The 17,144-nt window shown below is 29.5% G+C and carries 20 protein-coding genes; 2 read left to right on the forward strand and 18 right to left on the reverse strand.

Going from position 1 to position 17,144, the window contains the following annotated elements; all coding sequences use genetic code 11:
* Positions 1-23: 23 nt before the first annotated feature.
* The 9 genes from SHI72_RS07020 to SHI72_RS07060 form a co-directional block, all read right to left on the reverse strand.
* Positions 24-785, reverse strand: coding sequence for a hypothetical protein (locus SHI72_RS07020; RefSeq protein WP_323489513.1), 762 nt, complete (start codon positions 783-785; stop codon positions 24-26).
* Complete coding sequence (locus tag SHI72_RS07025) at positions 786-1,271, reverse strand: hypothetical protein (protein WP_323489514.1); 486 nt, start codon at positions 1,269-1,271, stop codon at positions 786-788. It lies immediately after the preceding gene.
* Positions 1,272-1,348: 77 nt separating this feature from the next.
* Positions 1,349-2,836, reverse strand: a complete 1,488-nt coding sequence (locus SHI72_RS07030) for a serine hydrolase (protein WP_323489515.1) — start codon at positions 2,834-2,836, stop codon at positions 1,349-1,351.
* A 198-nt stretch (positions 2,837-3,034) separates the two neighbouring features.
* The gene (locus SHI72_RS07035; RefSeq protein WP_323489516.1) at positions 3,035-3,466 is read right to left on the reverse strand and encodes a hypothetical protein; all 432 of its coding nucleotides are present in this window, start codon (positions 3,464-3,466) and stop codon (positions 3,035-3,037) included.
* Between the two features lie 22 nt (positions 3,467-3,488).
* Positions 3,489-4,859, reverse strand: a complete 1,371-nt coding sequence (locus SHI72_RS07040) for a hypothetical protein (protein WP_323489517.1) — start codon at positions 4,857-4,859, stop codon at positions 3,489-3,491.
* A 325-nt stretch (positions 4,860-5,184) separates the two neighbouring features.
* Positions 5,185-6,261 (reverse strand): calcium:proton antiporter, encoded by a 1,077-nt coding sequence (locus SHI72_RS07045; RefSeq protein ID WP_039114188.1) that lies wholly within the window; start codon positions 6,259-6,261, stop codon positions 5,185-5,187.
* 292 nt (positions 6,262-6,553) lie between these two features.
* The gene (locus tag SHI72_RS07050; RefSeq protein ID WP_039118272.1) at positions 6,554-6,922 is read right to left on the reverse strand and encodes a hypothetical protein; all 369 of its coding nucleotides are present in this window, start codon (positions 6,920-6,922) and stop codon (positions 6,554-6,556) included.
* Between the two features lie 14 nt (positions 6,923-6,936).
* Positions 6,937-7,671: a DUF1266 domain-containing protein gene (locus tag SHI72_RS07055; protein ID WP_039118271.1), complete on the reverse strand. Its 735-nt coding sequence runs from the start codon at positions 7,669-7,671 to the stop codon at positions 6,937-6,939.
* Positions 7,672-7,792: 121 nt separating this feature from the next.
* Positions 7,793-8,299: a hypothetical protein gene (locus SHI72_RS07060; RefSeq protein WP_323489518.1), complete on the reverse strand. Its 507-nt coding sequence runs from the start codon at positions 8,297-8,299 to the stop codon at positions 7,793-7,795.
* Between the two features lie 383 nt (positions 8,300-8,682).
* Between SHI72_RS07060 and SHI72_RS07065 the strand changes: the two genes are divergently transcribed.
* Positions 8,683-9,723 (forward strand): serine hydrolase domain-containing protein, encoded by a 1,041-nt coding sequence (locus SHI72_RS07065; protein WP_323489519.1) that lies wholly within the window; start codon positions 8,683-8,685, stop codon positions 9,721-9,723.
* Positions 9,724-9,735: 12 nt separating this feature from the next.
* On the opposite strand, the gene SHI72_RS07070 is transcribed toward SHI72_RS07065, so the two are convergent.
* Positions 9,736-9,912, reverse strand: coding sequence for a class I SAM-dependent methyltransferase (locus SHI72_RS07070; RefSeq protein WP_323489520.1), 177 nt, complete (start codon positions 9,910-9,912; stop codon positions 9,736-9,738).
* 68 nt (positions 9,913-9,980) lie between these two features.
* On the opposite strand from SHI72_RS07070, the gene SHI72_RS07075 reads away from it, so the two are divergent.
* On the forward strand, positions 9,981-11,132 hold the full coding sequence (locus SHI72_RS07075) for a DUF418 domain-containing protein (RefSeq protein WP_323489521.1): 1,152 nt from the start codon (positions 9,981-9,983) through the stop codon (positions 11,130-11,132).
* Between the two features lie 111 nt (positions 11,133-11,243).
* On the opposite strand, the gene SHI72_RS07080 is transcribed toward SHI72_RS07075, so the two are convergent.
* The 8 genes from SHI72_RS07080 to SHI72_RS07115 all read right to left on the reverse strand — a co-directional run bounded on the left by SHI72_RS07080 (position 11,244) and on the right by SHI72_RS07115 (position 17,045).
* A complete protein-coding gene (locus SHI72_RS07080; RefSeq protein ID WP_323489522.1) occupies positions 11,244-11,801 on the reverse strand; it encodes a YbhB/YbcL family Raf kinase inhibitor-like protein in 558 nt (185 codons plus the stop codon).
* A gap of 90 nt (positions 11,802-11,891) precedes the next feature.
* On the reverse strand, positions 11,892-12,728 hold the full coding sequence (locus tag SHI72_RS07085; protein WP_323489523.1) for an AraC family transcriptional regulator: 837 nt from the start codon (positions 12,726-12,728) through the stop codon (positions 11,892-11,894).
* A gap of 34 nt (positions 12,729-12,762) precedes the next feature.
* Complete coding sequence (locus SHI72_RS07090) at positions 12,763-13,296, reverse strand: hypothetical protein (RefSeq protein ID WP_323489524.1); 534 nt, start codon at positions 13,294-13,296, stop codon at positions 12,763-12,765.
* Positions 13,297-13,908 carry a hypothetical protein gene (locus SHI72_RS07095; RefSeq protein ID WP_323489525.1) on the reverse strand — a complete coding sequence of 204 codons (612 nt, stop codon included), beginning with the start codon at positions 13,906-13,908 and terminating at the stop codon, positions 13,297-13,299.
* Between the two features lie 38 nt (positions 13,909-13,946).
* The gene (locus tag SHI72_RS07100; protein ID WP_323489526.1) at positions 13,947-14,396 is read right to left on the reverse strand and encodes a GNAT family N-acetyltransferase; all 450 of its coding nucleotides are present in this window, start codon (positions 14,394-14,396) and stop codon (positions 13,947-13,949) included.
* A gap of 30 nt (positions 14,397-14,426) precedes the next feature.
* The gene (locus tag SHI72_RS07105; protein ID WP_039114179.1) at positions 14,427-15,071 is read right to left on the reverse strand and encodes a tetratricopeptide repeat protein; all 645 of its coding nucleotides are present in this window, start codon (positions 15,069-15,071) and stop codon (positions 14,427-14,429) included.
* A gap of 199 nt (positions 15,072-15,270) precedes the next feature.
* A complete protein-coding gene (locus SHI72_RS07110) occupies positions 15,271-16,602 on the reverse strand; it encodes a S41 family peptidase (RefSeq protein WP_323489527.1) in 1,332 nt (443 codons plus the stop codon).
* Between the two features lie 2 nt (positions 16,603-16,604).
* The gene (locus SHI72_RS07115) at positions 16,605-17,045 is read right to left on the reverse strand and encodes a MarR family winged helix-turn-helix transcriptional regulator (RefSeq protein WP_323489528.1); all 441 of its coding nucleotides are present in this window, start codon (positions 17,043-17,045) and stop codon (positions 16,605-16,607) included.
* Positions 17,046-17,144: the final 99 nt, after the last annotated feature.

The raw sequence follows: 17,144 nt of genomic DNA on the forward strand, positions 1-17,144 counted from the left end.
AAGTGTTTTCTTTATTTTAAAATTTAAATTTTATAATCTCCTCCGCATCCGCTACAGCCACTTCCGCAACCACTGCATCCACTACTACAACCGCTGTCAAAACTAGAGGAGTAATCATCAAAACTCCAATCGTAACTACTACAGCCACTTCCTCCATCGGTTGAATTACTTCTATTAATTTCGGTTACTAAATCAGTATCAATCTGGTTTAATAGTTCGTAATCAAGATTTACTAACAGGAATATATTTGCTCCAATTATTTTTATTAGTTCAATCGCTTTTTGGTTTTCGATATTGTCTATGTCTGAAAGCTTATTTCCTGCGTCTTGAATTTCTTTTTTGACCTTTTGTTTTAATTCAGTTCCATATTCTGTAAGACTATAACCATAATAAAATTGCTGAAAAATGTTTTGAGTAAAGCATTTTTTCAGAGTTGGAGTTTTTATTAAATCATTTTTTAAATCTTGTACTGTTCTAGTTTTTTGAAAAGCAATTTTAACCAAATTCCTAAACAATATTTCCACCGTATTATCAGTTCCAAAAGTAGATAGAAACGATCTTTCGTGATTTTGAGAATTATAAGTTTTATAGTTTTGTCCTATGCCAACATATTTATAAACTTTCACTTTTTCTCTAATGTGTGGCTGTCTTTTTACTTCAAAGGTTTTTAAAACTTGTTTAAATAATAAATCTATGAAAGTTATTTTTAAAAGTTCCTGCTGAGTAACATTTTTTTTAGTTAATATTAATATTTCTGCTGGCGTTAGTTCAGATAAATATTTCATTTAAAAAGGTTTTTTTATAATCCAGTTTCTATCCAGATTTATTCTTTCAAAGTTAATTTCAGTAAACCTAATTTCGCTTGACGGCCAAATATCTTTTGGTGTTTCGGTTTTGAAAATTTCAAGATATAATTCTTTGGTTTTCTCGTAATAATTAGTGTATTTACTTTTCTCGGTATTACCACCTTTAGTTGGTCCGTGATGTATTCTTCTTTTGATTGTGTTTTCGCAAAAATCTTCCCAATATGACTGTGTGTAGAGCAAATACAAATGCCAAACCTGATCTACTTGATCGGATGGAGTTAATGGATGATTTGCAATAGTTAATAGAAAAATGAATTTTTTATATTCTAAAATCGCTCGGATAGAATATTCAATTGTCCAACCATTTTCTCTGGCAAGTCTATCTGTAAAACTAAATGAGATTTCAGGTTCATCGAGCTCAAAATTCTTAATCTTATTCCACAATATTAATTGTTCGTCACTCATATTTTTATTCAGATATGCTTTTTTTGATCATTTTTTAATTTTCAAATTCCAAAATGTAACAGTTCTTGCTAATCTAGTTATGCTTTTAGTAAACTACTCAGAACTTTTTTACCATTTTCGTTATTAGGATTTAATTCAACAGATTTTTGATACATTTTAATCGCATCTTCTTTTTTGCCACATTGAAGTAATGCTTCACCATAGCTATCATAAATATTCCAACTCTCAGTAAAAATTAATGATCCGGTTTTGAATGTCTGCAAAGCATTTTCATTTTTTTGGAGTCTAAGAAATTGATAACCTAATCGATTAAAATCTCTTTCGTTTGCCTCAAAACTTTTGGGATTTTTTAAATAAACATCAATCAATTGATTTGCTTTTTCTATATTTCCGTTTTCAAGTAAATTGCCATATACTCTTGAAAGATTTTGTGCAGGAATTGTATAAGGTTTGTTGTCCATTAATTGTAAGACGGTATTGAGGATAGAATACACAGGGCAATTTCCTGTATTGGATAGAAGGATTACAGTTTGATTTTTAGTAATGTTATGTGCCAAAATACTGGTAAGACCTGTAATAGAACCATCATGAAAAACTATTTTTCCGTTACTTTCATCGGTGTACATTCCCCAACCCAAACCATAACTCATTTCTTTTCCTTCTAGATTATAAGTTGCTTTTTTTCCATCATTAAGTATTGTAGCTGTAAGAGCTTCCTCTAGTTCTTTTTTGCCTAAAATCTGATAGGTAAATAATGCGTTTTGATATTTTTGCAAGTCTAAAGCGGTGCTTACGATTCCTCCATTGCCATAAAAGTTACTTTTTTCGAATATTAAAAAAGGTTCTTTTAAGGTATTTATATTAGCAAAATCTGTCGAATAGAAGTTAGGATACATGTATAATTCTACTTGATTTGGTCCTTTAATTTTTCTGTTAATCGGAACAAATGAATCTTTCATTTTTGCAGGGTCGAAAATATTTTTTTCCATATAATTAGCATAACTAATTCCTGATACTTTTTCGATAATTAATGCAGCGATGCAAAAATTAATATTGTTGTAGTCCCATTTACTTCCTGGTAAAAATGCAAGCGGTGTTTTAAAACGAATGAATGTTGGAATAATATCCTGATTCGAAATTATTTTTTCGGGTTGTTCTTTTATTATACTATCAAATAAATTATAATATTGAGCTAATCCAGAGGTGTTATTAAGCAGTTGTTTGATGGTGATATTTGGATAAGGAAAATCTGAAAGGTATTTCTGAACCGGATCATCAATTTTAAGCTTGCCTTTCTGTTTAAGCTGCAGTATAGCTGTTGCTGTAAAGGTTTTTGTTACAGAAGCAATTGGAAATCGAGAATTGTCATTAAACTTTTCTTTCTTCTCAATATTAGAAAACCCATAAGTATTAGAAAAAATAGTTTTTTCTGATTTAGAAATTACAACACTGCCCTTAAAAAGATTCCTTTCAGAAAGTGTCGAAAATAAATTGTTTAATTCTTGAGCAGAAACTGTATTCGTTAAGAAACTATAGAGTAAGATAAAAAAAAGTATTTTTTTCATTTATTTTAATTTTTAAAGGTCCATTTAATTTAGATTAAACAAATTAGGTGTTTTTTATATAGACAAATAATTAACATAAATGTTACATTAATAACTGTTTTGTTTTGATATTATTCCACTTTCTAGTGGTTTGTTTTTAATACGATGGAATAATAAAAGGGAGGTTATGATATCAGTTGACAGCAGTAATTTGTTAGATTAATAATCATTAAAAGATTCATCTTCCCAAGCCTTTTGACCTAAAAATTTTCCACAAAAGTCATAACGTTTTATTATTCCTTTTTCAGGATTTGTATTGTAATGAAAAATCCATATTTCATTATTTACAATTTTTACTCGGCGATATTTTATATCATCACAAGAGCAGGATGAACAAACTTGAATTGTAGTTTTCTTTAAAATTCTCTTTCCGTTACTATCAAAAACTTTATCAATATGTATTATTTTTTTGTGTGGTAATTTCCAAAAAAGGAATTTTCGTTTCTTCTCAATTCTTTCTGTTTTTAAAGTTACGCTAGTAACAGAACATTTGTTTTCAATAGAGTTTTTGCTATTTATAGGTGGTAATTTATGCATGGCATAAACTGACGACAAAATAAACAACATGATTATTTGTATGGTAATTTTCATTTTCTAATAAATGGACTATATCTTATTTTACTGATTTGATAAGGGTTTCAATTGTCGATTTTTTTTGGTTCAATATTATCAGTTGGCTTTTATCGTCTAATAGAATTTTGTAAGCAAACTCATTGTCTGCGTTAGCTTGCCAGTTTTTTAATTCTTTAAATTTAGTTTTTAATAGTTTTATCTTTTCAGAACTGTTTTTGGAAATAATGACCACTTTTGTAAGCGATGTTTTTTGCATTTTTTCAATACTACTTTCTGTAATTTGGTCTTCGCTTTCGGTTCTGGAGCGATAGCGAAACAATTGGTTTATGGTTTTAATATCTTTTTCATTTTCGGTAAGCACATATCTGTAAGACATTATGTTATTAAGCTCATTTATCCAATCAGGAAAGTTTGTTTCATATAGGTTGATGTAAGTATCAATAAAGTTTTTATCTATTGGTTTCTTCTGATTAATATATTCTGTAACCAACGGATAGATTTGCTTTGCCATAAGGTTGATATATTTTTTATTATACCAATCTCCAGTGTCAATTTTCCCGTCTAATTTTTCATAAACATACCCATTTCCTAAAGCGGTTGCCAAGACTTCATTCATAAGCTGATAGGCATAATTGCTACATTTTGATTTATTTTCTTTAAAATAAGTATTAATATCTGTTTTTACTTCAAGCGACTGTTCATCATAAATTATATGATAGGTTTCGTGTAGCATAACACTAAATAAGTCTTTATACGATGTTAAATCGGTTTGTATTGCACTAATAAAATTGTTGCAAAATGCTTGTGCAGTAAATCCTTTAGAATTTGGTAACGGATAAAAAGCTACGTTGAAAGGAATTGAATTGTCCCAACTCGAATTATAGAATAATAATCCCGTCTGGAAGTAGTTTTCTATCTGGTTTTCGTTAGAATACTTTGTGAGTTCCTTAATTTGGTTTTCGAATTTCTCTTTGTTTGGATTATGAATTAGCTCATTATAAATTGGTATAAATTCCAAAATACTTTCAGCTAAATCATTCAGTGTATTATTTGGAATAAAACCAATCGAACGAATTTTAAAATCCTTTAGATTTTCTGTTTCTATTAGATTTTTTTTCAATAGATCCTCCGTTTGCATCGTCTTTTTTGAGCCATATGGATAATCATCATATGGGAAACTATAGTAAATGTTTAATTTGTTAAATCTTGAGATTATAGTTTTATATTTCTCAACGTTATATTTTGATTTTTGAAATTCAGTCTTGAAAACATTCTCAGGATAATCTTCAGAAAGATTTTGTAAAAAAACATAAACGGCCAACTGTTCAGAATATTTAATATTAAAAGTTGCCTTTTGTCCAAAAGCTAAAGATGTCAAAAATAAAAATGCTAGTAAAAGTCTGTTCTTCATTCTTTTAGTTTTGGTTTTTTGGTGAATGTTTTAGGTTATAAATGGCTCTGAATAGTATGTTTTTAAATTATTTTAAGATATAAATTGAATTATGTTTAAGCGAATATAAGAAAAATCTTGAGTATTGGTAATTTAATAGTTAAGTTGATACAATGAATATAATTAGACGGTATTTTATCAAAATATTACCGATAAAGACCATATCTAAGTTGTCTTTGAGCATAAAAAAAATGCGCAAAGTATATGATACTTGCGCATTTTTATAAGAGTTAAGTTGTTTGAATTAAGCAATATAAAGCAAACAAGTTTATTGTTCTTTATTGTATTATGGATATATCATAAGGAATACAAAGGCAAATAGATTGACTAGCAGTACTACTCCGTAAACAATATTTGACTTTCCTTTGCTTAACGACAACATTACGGTAAATACTGATAATGCTAATAATACAATAGATTTTATGTCGAGACCAAGGATAATAGGCATATCCATCATGATACAAACAGCTGCAACACTAGGAATGGTTAATCCGATACTTGCCAATGCTGAACCTAAGGCTAAGTTTAAACTCGTTTGTAGTCTGTTTTTTCTTGCCGCAGTAATTGCTGCAATTGCTTCGGGTAACAAGATTATTGCTGCAATTACAACTCCCACTAAAGTTTTAGGAAGATGATAGCTTACAATAATGCTCTCGATAGTAGGCGAAAGTGTTTTTGCTAGTAGCACCACAATACCTAAGCTTACGATAAGGAAAACCAAACTTGTATAAAAGGTTTTATTATCGATTGCTAATGGTTCTGCAGCATCTTCATTTTCATCGGCTCCAATCGTAAGGAAATATTGGCGGTATCTTGTGGTTTGCGCAAACAGAAATGAAGAATAAATAACAATACAGGCACCAGATGCAAAAACAAGTTGAGGTACTGAATAATAAGAACCCTTAACACTTTCGGTGAAAGTAGGGAAGACCAATGTAAATACGATAATCGAAACTAGCGAAACCAAACCAATAGTTACAGAAGAGACAGAAAAATTTTGTTCATAATGTTTTAAACCACCAATTAATAGGCAAAGACCAATGATACCATTAAGAATAAGCATTGTGGCGGCAAATACAGTATCTCTGGCTAATGAAGCTGCTTCTGCGCCTTCGGACATCATTAAGGAAACAATAATCGAAACTTCTATAACGGTTATAGATATAGCTAAAATAATGGTTCCGTAAGGTTCTCCAACTCTTTCTGCGATTATTTCTGAATGATGTACTGCCGACATAACGCTCAGGATAAGTAGTATACTTGCAATAACTTGAAAAATACTGCTGTTGTCAACAAGTCCGCTAAAAAATAGAATCCAGGAAAGTGCTGGAATGATGATTGTCCACTGTAGTAATTGTTTCATTTTTTTTTAATATAAATACGGGTAAATTAATATTCTCGCCAATTGCTTTTAATCACAAATTGGCTCTGATTTTCCGTAATATAGAACTTTTTTCGCTAAAAACGGCAAAAAACTCACACTTTCTTTGATTTTAGGTTAAAAAGTGTAAGCTTAAAAAGGGCAATTTTGGAGCTAATCTCTTTAAAATCACTTGTAGAAAATGAACTTATATTTAGGTTTTGCATGAACAAAAAAAATGCGCAAAGTCAGAGACATTTGCGCATTTTTTTATATAAACTCTTTTATAAATTGATTAGATGCCTTCTAATTCATTTTTGAATTGTTCGATTAATTCGTAAAATAATTTAATAGATTTTAAATGCTGTTCTTGAGTAATATCATAAACAAAAAACTCTTCCCAAATTATATTCTGAGGTTTGAATCCTATACTATATGCTAAAATCATATTTGCCCATCCAGCAGTTGATTCAAAATAGCCAAGCTTATTTGCAACCCAATCAAAAAAAGGTTCATCTATGTGCTCATTTACAACCTTATTATCAATAAGCGCTAGATAATAGCCCGAAACAAAGGTCTTTATACTCTTAAGACTTGCTTCGCCAGTCCACATAATAGGTCGCTGTTCTATTGTTTTTAATAAATTGTAACATTCTAGAATCATAAATATTGATGAGGTTATTTTATAAAAGGGTATTTTGTATATATATCCACATCTTCAATCTTTCTTAATGATGGTCCTTTACTAGTAAGGATTTGTTTGCTTTCGACTATCAATTCATCTAAATCGAATCCTTGTATAGTTCTTCCTAATAAAAATGAAATGGTATAATCGGTCCAGTTTTCCCCTTTTTTAATTGCTATTTCAGAAGCTTTTTTCATGATTTCCCAAGTTTCATTTTCGGTTAAATAACCTACCCAATAACACCATTTTGCTAATGATACTGCTCTGCAAATATCCCATGCATAAGCTGATTTTATTTTTGTAACATTATCCAGATCTAATCCTAAACCTTTTGAAATATCTTTCTGAATACTGCTTAATTCTTTTGATGATTGCAAGAAAACAGGTTCGAACTCATTACTTCTCTGCAATGATAATAAATCATTCAAAGTTTCTTTGGCTTCAGCTTCGTTTGTTATTTCCCATTGAAGTTTTAAACCTCCTATGTATTCATTTAAACTATTCTCAGGTTTAATACCAAGTATTTTTTCTCCTCTGTAATAAAACAAAATTCCTCCAAAAGAAAGTAGTCTTTTTTGCTCATCGGTGAGTGGTGAGTTGGAGTGATTGTTATTAAAGTCTTCTAAAAGTTTATTATTGCGTTTTTTCATAATGGTTTTTAGAAAAATCATGTATGCAATAAATAAAACGGCAATACCGCCAATAATAAAGTAAGTGTTTGTAGTCATAAAAATTTATAGTATTAATTATTTTGAGGTTAATAAATTCTGAGGTTAGTATTATAGTTGTAATCAAGGTTAATTAGTATTTAATACTAACTATCGTCTATGATGGCGTTATGCCGTTTTTTTATATTTTTACTTTAGTTTTTAAAAAGGCTCCTTTTTCATCCTCATTCCTCATGTCATCCCCAATTAAAAAATAGTTGCCATTTTCTTTAATTATTCTGTTTTTAAAATCTTTATCTTCAGAAATAAAGGCCTTTGTTTTTGCAATTTTTCCCCACTTTTGATTATAAAAACTCCAAATAGAAATTTCATTCCACCAGCCTTCATGAGTTCTGGAAAATATTATGATTTCATTTCTATTATCGCCATTCAAATCATTTACTTTTTGAATATAAACACCTAAACTTTCAAAACTTAAGGGAGGAATTATTTTAGAAAACTCAATAGCTACTTGGTCAAGATTGTTATGACTTATAACACGTACAAAAGCGGTATCTTGGATTTTATCATTATTAACATCACCAATAATAAACCGTTTAATTTCGGTTTTGGTTTCTCTTGCTGTATTGTCTTTTTTTGTTTCGCATCCAAAACAAAATATTAGAAAAACAAAAAGGACAAATTTCATATTAGCATTAGTTTGTGTAAAATAATAGATAACTTGATTTTAAGAAAAATCTTCGTTTTATTGGTGGCAAATATAATAAAAGAGTAATATAAAAACAGGATTTTTCGTGTTATTAAAAAGAAACTATATTTCATTAAGAATTTCTCAAGACTAAAGGCACAATAATCTTAAGCTTGTATTTAATGCATAAATATAAAAGCCGTGCAAAGTCAGAGATACTTGCGCAGTTTTATAAGAGATGTTTAAATAATTGAGGAATTTTTAAAAACGATTAATTTTAACTAACTCCACATTTTATTCAACTATCTTTTTATGGTTTGAGTTGATTGATTTTTTTTTAATGGAATAATATTAAATTCTATTATATTTATTAAAAATTATATATGAAAATAGTTAAAAGCAATAGAATTATACTCCTCATTGCCTTATTAGTAACTTGTGGTAATTGTTACAGTCAATCCTCTCAAAAAACGACTAATCTTGATAGTTTATTTCAAAAGGCGCATAAGTTAAAAGCTTTCAACGGAAACGTTTTAATTGCTCAAAAGGGAAAAATAATTTACGAAAAAGCCTTTGGGCAAGCCGATGCAAGTAATACGACTCCATTAATCACAAAATATCGCTTTCATATAGGTTCAATTGCAAAAGAGTTTAACGCTATTGGAATTATGATGCTTAAAGAGCAAGGGAAATTAAAACTGGACGATTCAATTTCTAAATTTCTACCCGAACTTCCTTCTTGGGCAAATAAAATTAAAATTATTCATTTACTGCAATATACAAGCGGACTTCCTCAAATAAAATGGAATGAAGTTAATCAGGATTCTGATAATATGATGTTACTGAAAAAAACTTTGATTCTCGATTTTGAGCCAGGAACGAAGTATGATTATAACAACAATAATGTATTTCTGCAGAGAAGAATCATAGAAAGAATCACCAATATGCCTTTCAATTCTTTTGTGATAAAAAAGATCCTAGAACCTATTGGTATAAAAAATGGGCTTGTTGATCCTGATGAAAAAGAGAAACTTTTTGCAATATCATTTAATAATAAAGGAAAACAAGATGCCATTAAATACAATATTTCGGGCTGGACAGCACTAAATTTAAAGGATTTTTATAAATGGTCTGAAGCAATTAATTCGTTTAAAATTATTAATCCAGAATCTACACTTGAGCTTTTTACCCCGTTTTCTAAAGGAAATCAAACGGGACTTGGAGAAGGAAGTATAGAAGATGGCAAAGTTACAAGTCATATACATGATGGAGCTGCTTTTAATTACCAAGCTTTACTGGTTAGTAATCAAAATTTCACGATTATTTTAATGACCAATAACAAACAAAATAATTTAGATGAAATAAGCGATTCAATACAATCTATCCTTGAGGAGAAGCCTTACAATCAAATTAAGTCCCTATAAGTACTTTACTAATCAATGTGCCTTTGCAGTAAGTTTGTGCTTTTTTGTAATGACAATAAATATCATATAACCATTCTGTGATAGTTGATTATAGCAGTCTTGAATTAGTTTTTCTCTTTTGGGATTATTTAATAAATGAATCAAGGCATAGCAAAATATTGCATCATATTGGTAATTGTTAAACGGCATATCTGTTACCGAGTTGTGATGGATAGCAATTAAAAAAAATCAGTATTAAAATTTAATCATATATCATTTTGATAGAAACTAAACCAATTTCGCAAAGTCAACGAACACCAATTATAGATATTTTAAGAGGTTGGGCATTATTTAGTGTGGCTGTGATGAATTATTCTACAATATATAGCTGGAACAATCACTCGAAGGATTCTGATTCAAATTCTCTTTCGGAAACTTTAAAAATAATATCCGAAACTATTTTTGAATCCAAGGGATGGACATTATTAGCTATTTTATTTGGTTACGGATTTTCTGTTTTGCTCAAAAACATTAAGCAAAATGGACAGAATCATTATACTTTTTTTATAAATCGCATGCTTTGGTTGTTTGTATTTGGGTTCATAAATAGCCTATTTTTTGGAGGTGATATTTTAACTGATTACGCATTCATGGGGCTAATATTGCTTATGTTTTATAATTGTAGCACAAGATCACTCTTTATTTTGTCAGTAACTATTTTATTACTGACACCGGCATTACAGTCATTGTTGGGACGGCATCATTTATTGTTTACACCAAAGTATCGTGATATTTTTTATGAACTTTATAATAGCCATACAACTTTGGATAGTGTTAAAGCTAATTTATATATGCGATATAAATGGATGTTACGCTTAAGTTATTCGGTAATATTGCATTTAATTCAATTAGGGTGTTTTATATTAGGAATGGCATTTCAGAGAAGTAATTTCTTCGAAATGATAGATAGAAAACCAAGGATAGTTCTAAAAAAAATAGTGTTCTATAGTTTAATTATTTCTATAGTCATGTTTCTATTACAAATGGTTGTAGATAAAAATGACTGGACTATTAATGACTACTACAATCTGTATTACCCAGTAGCATTAAGTTTAACGGTTTTCTCAAGTTCACTTATTTGCTGGATATATTTTTCAGGATATTTTAAGAGTACATTTAATCTTATAAAAGCTACTGGGAGAATGACGCTAACAAATTATGTTTTGCAAAATATAATCTCCTTCTTTTTGTTCATCTGTATTAGACCAAATTGGTCTTGGTATTGGTATTTCCTTGCTGGAATTATTATTTATATTCTGCAAGTATTTTTTAGCAATTGGTGGTTAAAAAAGTATAACTATGGCTTATTAGAATGGTTATGGAGAAGTTTATCATACAAAAAATGGTTTCCATTAATTAAAGTAAAATAAAAAAAGGATTACCATGTCAACAGACTTTTATCAACTTTAATAGAAAATAAAGAACTGCGCAAAGTCAGGGACATTTACGCAGTTTATTTTAGCTCATAGCAGGAAAGGTGTTTATTTCTTTTCTCTCTGATAATACGTTACAATACTTGCCTTGGCAATAGTATTTGCCCATAGATTGTAACCAACAACAGCAGGATTTGTATTGGAGTCTAAGCCTAGTTTATCGGTTTTTAAAGCATAAACGGTTATTATATATTGATGAAAACCGTGATTTTCGGGAGGACAAGGTCCGCCATATCCTGCCACACCATAATTGGTAACACCTTGAATTGCTCCTTTTGGGGTAAGATTTAAAGTTACGTTTCCTGCATTTGTAACTAACTCGGTAATGTTTGCCGGAATATCAAATACTACCCAATGCCACCATCCGCTACCAGTTGGAGCATCAGGATCATACATGGTTATGGCAAAACTTTTAGTGCCTTCTGGTGCATTTGCCCAAGATAATTGTGGAGATTGGTTTTTACCTGTACATCCGAAACCTCCAAATTCTTCGGTTTTAGTGGCTTGTCCGCCTAAATCTTTACTACTTAAAGTAAATGTCTTTTGGGCGAAAATCGTACTTGTAGTAAATAGTAAACCAAGCAATGCTAAACTAATCTTTTTCATTTTTTAATTCTTTAAAATTATAGACTACAAAGATATTTTGCAAGGAAGGTTTAGTATGTTCTAAGAAGTTCTAAAAGTGTTTCCAGAAGTTCATTTTTCTAGCTGGAACTGTTTAGGGGTAGTATTGTATTTGGTTTTAAAGGCTTGTGTAAAACTAGATAAACTTTCAAATCCTATTTCATAATAAATATCAACAGGGCGTTTCTTTTTGGTACTTAATAAGTATGCAGAGTACTCTAATCTTTTTTCTTGAAACCATTTTCTGGGGCTTGTTTGATACTGTTGTTCAAAGTTTCTCTTGAAAGTAGAAATACTCATATTGCATAAAAAAGCAAGCTCCTGAATGGTTAAATTATTAAGTTTATTACTTTCTATTACATCTGTAAAGCGCCTGTTTTGGCTGTCTTGGGCGAGTATATTATTTAAAAAACCAGTACCATTTTTGTATAATAAATAGGTTAATATTTCCTCAAGTTTGGTTTGCAATAAGCTATCTCGAAGAGTATGATCGTATGTCTTTATTTGGATTAAACTCTTTACAAAATGATGAACATAATCATCGTATTGGAATATTTCATAAGGTTTGGAACTAGGATCTGCAGTTTTTGAAACATTGTTTTTTTGCAATAATTTTAGAAGGATATCATCATTAAAAAATAGCAATACACTACGATATACATTGGTATCCGAAAGGTTTTCGGTCATTAAACAATTTCCAGATTTTATCAATAAGAACGCATCATTATTAATAATTGTTGCTTTATCTTTTGTAATGAATTCTTTAGTTCCTTCAAGTAAAAAGCTTAAAACATTTGTATTGAGCATTACCTTATTCTTGATAGAAGAACTGGTCACACTATAATCAAAAAGTTGTATCTCACTTTTGGAATCTATATTTAAGTCGTTAGGAAGATTATGAATGTTCATTGTATTGTATACGATTAACGAAGATATATTATAATTACCAACTTACTCGTGTAATTATTACAGATTTATTATCATTTAAAAAGCCAACCGAATAATACTTTCCTGCATATATTTCTTTAATATATTCAGCTGAATATTTTTTGTCACCTTTTCTTTTTTCTATATAATCAAGTTCTTTAGCAGACATTTTGCTTTCCTTTTTAATGAAGGCTTTATTTTTCAGATTTGCTTCAAGTTTTTTTATATCTGTTATGCCAAATTCAACTAAAAACGAAGATGTATAATCTCCAATTAGATCAGGATATGAAGCGGTTTTGTATATTATTTCTCCCTTTTCAGGAAAATCCATTTCTGTAACTTCTTTAAAATCTATTTTGTAGAAATCAGAATCTGGATAAATCGCATCATATACAAAGTATCCCGTAATAATTATCGGGATAAGTGCTAATAGCCTATATCTTTTGTCAAACCCTTTTTTCTTGATCCATTTATAGATGAAATAAGAAGTACAAATTGGGATTCCAATTAATAAAAGGAAAACGATAATAAATAAAATTAATAATTGCATTTAGTTTTTTATAGTATTTCTTATTCGTTTAAATGTAAAAAATAGCATCAAAATATAGGCGATTATTGGTAAATAAAACTTTTTAGTGATTTCTATAATTTCTTGCCATTCTATTTTGAAATTTTTTTCGTCAATTGGGATTATCCTACGGAAATCCCCACAAACACGAAAGATAGTTTTCTTTTTTTCTCCTCTTGAATAAGCAAACCAAATATCATTTTTATATGGAACATAAAATTTGGCATTTTGGGTTTCTAGAATTTCAAGAACCTTAATAAAGCTCCAATATTCAGATTTATCTTCAAAATGAAATTTTATTCCATTTATAGAATCTTTAGTCGCAATAAGTTCTTTAATTCTTTTTTCAGCTGCATTTAGTTTCGCTTTATCGGAAGTTGAATTTCCTGTTAGGTTAACAGCAGTAAATTTTTTTGAATTTATAATAGGAACAATTTCTTCTTTATAATTTTCTTCATTCCAAGGTTCTAATTTTATAGAATTATAACTTGTAAAAGCATCATTCTTTTTTAAATATAGAATGCATAAAATAGGAAGTAACATGATACTAATTAAACCTGCCGAATAATAAATTTTGCTATTGCGTTTCTGCATATTTTAAATAGAATTGGATAATATTATATATTTATTTTTTAATCTTTTTTATACACATTAGGATTAAATAGTTCCATATATACTTCTGGTTTTGGCAATTTAGTAAAACCGTATTTTTCATAAAGCCAATCGGCTGTGGAGGTCAATAAAATCCAACGTCTTAATCCTTGTAAACTTGGGTGCCCCATTACAACTTCCATTAGTTTTTTAGAAAGCCCTTGTCCTCGATAATCATCTAAAACATAAATATCGCCTAAATAGGCAATAGTCGAAAAGTCAGAAATCACTCTTGCAAAACCTATTTGTTTGTCTTTATAAAATAGTCCAAAGTTTAGCGAATTGTCTATAGAAGTTTTTACGTTATCAAAAGGAATATTGTCACTCCATCCTGAATGTTTTGATAAAAAATCATGAATGGCAACAATGTCTAATTTAGCTTTATCAGTCGTAATAAAAAAATCTCCAAAAGAGTGTTCAGTTATTTTCATTTTTGGTTTTCTATTTTAGTATTGAAGGTATTATTTTGCTATTTTTCTAACCTCAGGATTAACAAGTTTAGGGTCAATTTTATCAGTTATTTCAATGTATTTTCTTAAACTATCTTTTTGCATTATGTAAGCATAAGAACTTGCTAATTGTCCGTATGCTCTACCATTTTTCGGGTCAATTTTCACTGCCTTTTTCAAGCTTTCAATTGCCAGGTTTAGATATTTGATATCTTTTGTTTTAAGGAACATTTGACTATAACTTGTTGCTATACATTCGTAAACAGGAGCATTATTGGGATCTAATTCTATCGATTTTTTTAGATATTTGATAGATTCTTCAAATTTATTTTTTTTGCCCAATAAGTTTCCAAATCCCCAATATACTTGCGGGTTTGTATTGTCTAAAAGCCAAGCCTGATTAAATCTTTTCATAGCAGTATCATTATCATCTTTATAGAAATATTCCCAAGCTTTAGAAACATATAATTCGGCTGCTTTTTCTCTGCTCTTAAATTGTTTTTCGGACTGCAAAAGAAACTCTTTGTCTGATTGAATTTGCTGTTCGCACTTCTTTACTTCTCCATACATAGGTAATAAGTTTATCCCTTGCGGACAGTCGTTTTGTGATTGACAACTAATTTGGATTAACATTATTAGAAATAATACCTTCTTCATTTTGCTTTATATATTGATTTAGTTTGTTGATTTTTAAAACCATAATAAGATATTTAGTATCTAACTTAATACTTTATTAAGCGCTAATATAAAACTAATTTTATTAAGATTAATACGTTATTTAAGACTAACTCTATATAATGTAAAAGCCTCCAAAATCACTGATTTTGGAGGCTTTTATTTTTATTAAATTGTAGTTTTAATCTTTTTTGTAAACTCTTTCTTGTCCATCCTGAAAAACTCTTTTTATTCCTGTTACAGATTTATTTTCAGAAATAATTTTGATGCGAAAATCATCTATACCATCAATTAAAAATAAATCTTGTTCCAGAGGAGTAAGTAATAAAGTGACGATATTATTCCATTTGTAATATAAGCTATTATCTTCAAATACTATTTCGGCTTTCCCGTATTTACCTTGATATGATTTTAAAATTGCACTATCAACATGTGCCGGTTTTTGTCTGTTCTTTATGATAGGAACAAACCAATCGAGGTTGTTTAAAGAATCTTTATTTTTAGAAGATAGTTTTTGTAAGGCTATCAAATGCGATGTATTCAGTGCCTCTTCACTTTTGCATAAAACATCTGGCATAACACCTTTACCTTCAAAATCCGTATTTGTAATAGGATCTTTTACTTCTCCAAAAGGGATATTTACAGAAAAACCATGAGCCAAAACTTTTCGATCGATAGGGTGGGCGCCACCAGCTGTTTTTTCGCCTATAATTGTAACACGTTTTAAATTTTGGAGCGAATAACTCATCCATTCCGCTGCAGAAAAAGTAGCACCGCTTGTTAAAATATAAACATCGATATCATCCAGACGTTTACCAGGAACAGATGGTAATAACCACATTTCTCGCTCCAATTTTTTTCTGCCTTTCTCGTAATAATAGTATTTATAAAGAGGTAATTCTTTGTTAGAGTACAGATAACTACTAATAAATTGTCCCATCTCCATCGCTCCGCCATTATTTTTGCGCAAATCTATAATTAGAGCGTCTGTATTGCTTAAAATTCGCATCATTGCAGCTGCAGTTTCGCTTCCTATTGCAGGATCTTCAAAATAATTAAATTCTAAATAGCCAATATTTCCTTCCAGAATTCGCGCTTGTTGAAACCCAAAGTTCTTCTTTTTAGCTTCAGCTAATTCTTCCGCTTTTATTTTTTTAAATGTTTCTTTATCAGTGTCTTTTAGCTTACTTTCTGCCCATTCAGGATCAAACATTACTCTAAAATGTAAATCTTTGCTAATATCTATAAGATTCGAGGAGAGTTTAGAGGCAAATTCATTTGGATTTGAGATGTCCTTATACATTCCTTGCTTATAATTCTCATTCAGCTTTTTCTTTATCTCACCAATAGCATTTGGTCTGATATAGAATTCTTCGAGTTGTTTGGTTAACGAATCGATAATTTGTTTTTTATTTAATTCGGTAAGGTTTATTTCTTCTTTTGCAGTAGGATTTTTTTGAGAAAACGTGCAAACGGAGAATAGTAGCAATGCTAAAGTTACAATGTGTTTCATTTTTAGGAAGTTTTACAATTTGAAATTATTTTATGTAGAATTTTATCAAGTAATTCAATTTCATCAGCAGATAAACCGTCTAGAGCAGTATTGCGATTTAGCTTAAAAACAGGAGTTAATAGAACAATAGTTTTTTGTCCTTTTTCGGTTATTACAAGTTTGGATTTTCTTTTATCTAGTTCATTTGTCTCTCTCGTTAGATAATCTTTTTTAACCATTAATTCTATTATTCGGGTTACCGAAGCATTATCCTTAAAGATTAATTTGGCCATTTCTATCTGAGAAATTGTTGCGTTATCGTTTAAGATAATTAATACCAAACATTGATCAACTGTAATATCATCTACAATCTTTTGGATGTTTTTTTGGCAAATTTTCCTGTATTCTTTAATGGTCTGTTCTATTGTATAAAGTACAGTTCCAGTTGGAGTTTTCTGCTTCATGTTTACTGATTTAGATTTAAAAGTATTTGATATATCAAATATAATTATTTATTTCAATATTGGTTATTATTTTTATTAAATTTGTTATGACTTTGTAAA

This window comes from Flavobacterium sp. PL02 (assembly GCF_035013205.1).
GTDB lineage: Bacteria > Bacteroidota > Bacteroidia > Flavobacteriales > Flavobacteriaceae > Flavobacterium.

Coding starts and splice junctions, on each gene's coding strand:
- SHI72_RS07020 (WP_323489513.1), bottom strand. CDS start 785: ATGAAATATTTATCTGAACTAACGCCAGCAGAAATATTAATATTAACT.
- SHI72_RS07025 (WP_323489514.1), bottom strand. CDS start 1,271: ATGAGTGACGAACAATTAATATTGTGGAATAAGATTAAGAATTTTGAG.
- SHI72_RS07030 (WP_323489515.1), bottom strand. CDS start 2,836: ATGAAAAAAATACTTTTTTTTATCTTACTCTATAGTTTCTTAACGAAT.
- SHI72_RS07035 (WP_323489516.1), bottom strand. CDS start 3,466: ATGAAAATTACCATACAAATAATCATGTTGTTTATTTTGTCGTCAGTT.
- SHI72_RS07040 (WP_323489517.1), bottom strand. CDS start 4,859: ATGAAGAACAGACTTTTACTAGCATTTTTATTTTTGACATCTTTAGCT.
- SHI72_RS07045 (WP_039114188.1), bottom strand. CDS start 6,261: ATGAAACAATTACTACAGTGGACAATCATCATTCCAGCACTTTCCTGG.
- SHI72_RS07050 (WP_039118272.1), bottom strand. CDS start 6,922: ATGATTCTAGAATGTTACAATTTATTAAAAACAATAGAACAGCGACCT.
- SHI72_RS07055 (WP_039118271.1), bottom strand. CDS start 7,671: ATGACTACAAACACTTACTTTATTATTGGCGGTATTGCCGTTTTATTT.
- SHI72_RS07060 (WP_323489518.1), bottom strand. CDS start 8,299: ATGAAATTTGTCCTTTTTGTTTTTCTAATATTTTGTTTTGGATGCGAA.
- SHI72_RS07065 (WP_323489519.1), top strand. CDS start 8,683: ATGAAAATAGTTAAAAGCAATAGAATTATACTCCTCATTGCCTTATTA.
- SHI72_RS07070 (WP_323489520.1), bottom strand. CDS start 9,912: ATGCCGTTTAACAATTACCAATATGATGCAATATTTTGCTATGCCTTG.
- SHI72_RS07080 (WP_323489522.1), bottom strand. CDS start 11,801: ATGAAAAAGATTAGTTTAGCATTGCTTGGTTTACTATTTACTACAAGT.
- SHI72_RS07085 (WP_323489523.1), bottom strand. CDS start 12,728: ATGAACATTCATAATCTTCCTAACGACTTAAATATAGATTCCAAAAGT.
- SHI72_RS07090 (WP_323489524.1), bottom strand. CDS start 13,296: ATGCAATTATTAATTTTATTTATTATCGTTTTCCTTTTATTAATTGGA.
- SHI72_RS07095 (WP_323489525.1), bottom strand. CDS start 13,908: ATGCAGAAACGCAATAGCAAAATTTATTATTCGGCAGGTTTAATTAGT.
- SHI72_RS07100 (WP_323489526.1), bottom strand. CDS start 14,396: ATGAAAATAACTGAACACTCTTTTGGAGATTTTTTTATTACGACTGAT.
- SHI72_RS07105 (WP_039114179.1), bottom strand. CDS start 15,071: ATGAAGAAGGTATTATTTCTAATAATGTTAATCCAAATTAGTTGTCAA.
- SHI72_RS07110 (WP_323489527.1), bottom strand. CDS start 16,602: ATGAAACACATTGTAACTTTAGCATTGCTACTATTCTCCGTTTGCACG.
- SHI72_RS07115 (WP_323489528.1), bottom strand. CDS start 17,045: ATGAAGCAGAAAACTCCAACTGGAACTGTACTTTATACAATAGAACAG.